The sequence below is a fragment of the Microcystis sp. M53602_WE12 genome (assembly GCF_030065455.1).
In the GTDB taxonomy this organism is placed as follows: domain Bacteria; phylum Cyanobacteriota; class Cyanobacteriia; order Cyanobacteriales; family Microcystaceae; genus Microcystis; species Microcystis aeruginosa.
Window position 1 is genome coordinate 1 of record NZ_JASJFB010000587.1, and the last position, 3595, is coordinate 3595.

The 3595-nt window shown below is 42.2% G+C and carries 2 protein-coding genes; both read right to left on the reverse strand.

Annotation, left to right across the window (positions count from 1 at the left end):
• Positions 1-438: 438 nt before the first annotated feature.
• Positions 439-2166: an ABC transporter ATP-binding protein gene (locus PX482_RS18775; protein ID WP_004159601.1), complete on the reverse strand. Its 1728-nt coding sequence runs from the start codon at positions 2164-2166 to the stop codon at positions 439-441.
• Between the two features lie 620 nt (positions 2167-2786).
• Positions 2787-3332, reverse strand: coding sequence for an adenylyl-sulfate kinase (gene cysC, locus PX482_RS18780; protein WP_043999288.1), 546 nt, complete (start codon positions 3330-3332; stop codon positions 2787-2789).
• Positions 3333-3595: the final 263 nt, after the last annotated feature.

Here is a 3595-nt window from a genome sequence, read left to right on the forward strand (position 1 = left end):
CAGGGGGTCAATTACCTAATTTTCAGGGAAAAAGTACCTGAATTTTCCCCCCAATCACTCCAAAGGTCGGCACTTTTTGAGGGAAAACAAGTCTAAAAACCCTATCCAACAAGGTTTTTAGATTTATTCAGCAAACCCTAAGTAGAGGGAACGGAAAAATATCTATAATTAATTCTGTCTGGATACTTACAGCGTTTCCCTAAAGATGAAGTCTAACCTAATTCCGCAACTGACTTTACAAAACGAAAACTTCCTACCTCACCATTAAGATAACTGCTATATCGGTGACTCTTAAATTAGTACAAATATATGAACAACCGCGTGTAAGCATCCCACCGAAAAACTAATGCGCTCCGGGGTTTGGGGGGTAGAACCCCCCAAAAACTTGGCTTGAATGATAAAATCAGAAATAACGCCCAACTCTTAACGCCAAATAGACTAATCTTGAAATTGTCTAGCATGAAATTGAGCGTAACGACCATTAAGATTTAATAACTCCTCGTGATTACCCACCTCGATAATTTCACCCTTTTCTAAGACTAAAATACGGTTAGCTTTTCTGACAGTTGCTAATCGGTGAGCAATAACAAATACCGTGCGCTCCGTCATAATTCTTTCTAAAGCTTCCTGCACTAAAGCTTCCGATTCCGAATCGAGCGCTGAAGTTGCTTCATCTAAGATTAAAATCCTCGGATTAGATAAAACTGCTCGCGCAATGGCGATTCTTTGTCTTTGTCCACCCGATAAATTAACACCCCTTTCTCCCACATAGGTATAGTAACCCTGGGAAAGTTCACTGATAAATTGATGAGCGTTGGCAATTTTTGCCGCTTTTTCCACCTCTTGCAGATTAAAATCTCCCTGACCAAAAGCGATATTTTGGGCTATAGTGCCAGAAAAGAGAATATTTTCCTGTAAAACTACGCCAATTTGTCGCCGGAGACTTTTTAAAGTCACATCACGAATATCCACCCCATCGATTAAAATCTTGCCAGAAGTGGGGTCATAAAAACGCAATAAAAGATTAACTAAAGTGGTTTTTCCCGCTCCCGATGCTCCCACTAAAGCAATCATTTCCCCAGCGTGTGCAGTAAAATTAATATTTTTTAAAACCTGTCTGTCCTGGTTGTAATAAAAATTTACTTGACAATATTCAACTTCTTTGCTATGGGGTTGCAGATTGATCGCATTCGGTTTTTCGGTAATTGTTGGCAAAATAGCTAACAATTCAAAAATCCGATCCATGGAGGCTTGCCCCTGTTTAAATTGATTATAATTACTGGTAATATGGGCGATGGGATCGATTAACATTGCCACCGCTGCCACATAACTAACAAAGTCAATTCCAGTTAAATTCTTTTGGGAAATTTGCCAACCAGCGAGAAAGAATAAAAAGATGACACCGAGAGCTTGTAAGAATCCCACCACGACGTATTGTAAAGCTTTGGTGGATTCTGATAGGTATTGAGCGCGGCGATTTTCCTCCGCTTCTTGGGCAAAAAGCTCGGTTTGATAATCTTCAGCAGCGAAAGCTTGCACCACGCGAATACCGCCAAAAACTTCGGTTAATAACGCAGAAAGGTTAGATATTTTCGCTTGGGCGCGACGAGCATACTGTAATAATTTTTCACCAAAAAATCCCACCAAAACTCCCAACAAAGGAGCGATAATAATGACAGCGATCGTCAATTGCCAGTTAACAATAAACATATAGGCAAAGACGACAATTAACTGTAAGGCGGAGGGAATAAAATCATGGAAAAATTTATTAATTACTTCCCCAATGCGATCAATATCTTCCGTTAAACGATAGGATAAATCACCAGTTTTCGCCGTTTCAAAGTAATTTAAGCCGAGGGTTTGCAGGTGTGCATAAACTTTTTTTCTTAATTCGAGGGCAATTTTTAAAGAAGCTTTTGCCATCAGGGAATCTTGCCCATACTGAGACATTCCCCGCAGTAAAAAAACCACTGCCCCCACCCCCGAAAGTGTCGCCAATGCTTGCACATTTCCCTCGCCGATATATCTGGCCATTTGTCCAGCTAACCAGGCTAAAATCGGCCAAAATACCGTAAATCCGATCGTACAGATGAACGCCAAAATAATTGTTTGGGTTTGGGGACGGAGATAGGGAATGAGGTTCCAATAACTAGAGCGAGATTTCAAAATAATTTAGCGCCTTTAAATATTAAGTATTCCTGCAAAATTAATTTGCTAGTCGAGACAGTTATCAGTTATCAGTTATCAGTTATCAGTTATCAGAACGTAGGTTGGGTTGAAGCATGAAACCCAACACCCCCAGGGATTACGCTACCGCTAACCCATCCTACAAATAATTGTGCCTCCCTACTTACTGATCACTGATTACTGATTACTGTTTAGGCACTCTTGCACTTTGGCCAGAGGTTAACTGAGAGGTATAATTAACCTTGCTTAGGTACTGAAGAAAAGGAGATTAACTAGGGTCTGCTGAAAAAGTTTTTCCTGGGGGTAGGAGTCAGGAGTCAGGAGTCAGGAGTCGGTCGTTTCAGGTTTTGTTGTCCTCTTTTTTTTGTACCAGTTTGTGTACTCAAAGAAGGATAATGCAAGGTTTTTGAAGGTCTTAATCCTATTTTCGCAGCATGAACATCGGATTTTAGCAGGTCAAAAGCCTTATTTTAAAAGGGTTTTACCATTATTCAGCAAACCCTAACTAACAAATTTGCCTAAGGGGTTAATCGGGGTGTAGAGACGTTTTTAGTCCACGTCCCTACGATGTTTTCCAATAATACAAAGTTATTATGCGATTAAACCGCCACAGCTTGATGAATGTAGCCTAATTCCGTCAATTTGTTCCAGACTTTGGCGACACTTTCCTCTAAAGTCTCTAAATCGGTGCGGCATTCCACTTCCGGGTTAAAAGGTGGTTCATAGGGATCATCAATTCCCGTAAAAGACTTGATTTCGCCAGCACGCGCTCTTTTATATAATCCTTTCACATCGCGATCCTCACAGACGTTTAAGGGAGCATTCACGAAAACTTCGACAAAATTGCCGATTTTTCCCCGTACTTCCTCGCGAATCTCACGATAGGGAGAAATAGCCGAAACTAGGACAATCACACCGTGACGGGTGAGCAAATTGGACACAAAACCAATGCGACGGATATTTTCATCGCGATCCTCTTTACTAAATCCTAAACCTTTGGTGAGGTTCGTCCGTACTATATCGCCGTCGAGAACTTCAATGGAATAACCTTCAGCGATTAATTTTGCCTGTAATGCCTCGGTAATCGTGCTTTTCCCCGCACCGCTCAATCCTGTTAACCAAACCGTCACGCCGCGCTGTTTCATAGTAATCATTAATAATACTTAAATCCTGTTTAGCGTACCATATCTCAGGGATCAGTGATCAGGAGTCAGGAGATAGGAGTCAGGAGATAGGAGTCAGGAGATAGGAGTCAGGAGATAGGAGATAGGAGATAGGAGATAGGAGATTATTTTATTTATTCTCCCCACACCCCACACCCCACACCCCACACCCCACACCCTCCACCCCACACCCCACACCCCCCCCCCCCCACCCCCCCCCCCCCACCCCACACCCCCCACCCCCC

Coding starts and splice junctions, on each gene's coding strand:
- cysC (WP_043999288.1), bottom strand. CDS start 3,332: ATGAAACAGCGCGGCGTGACGGTTTGGTTAACAGGATTGAGCGGTGCG.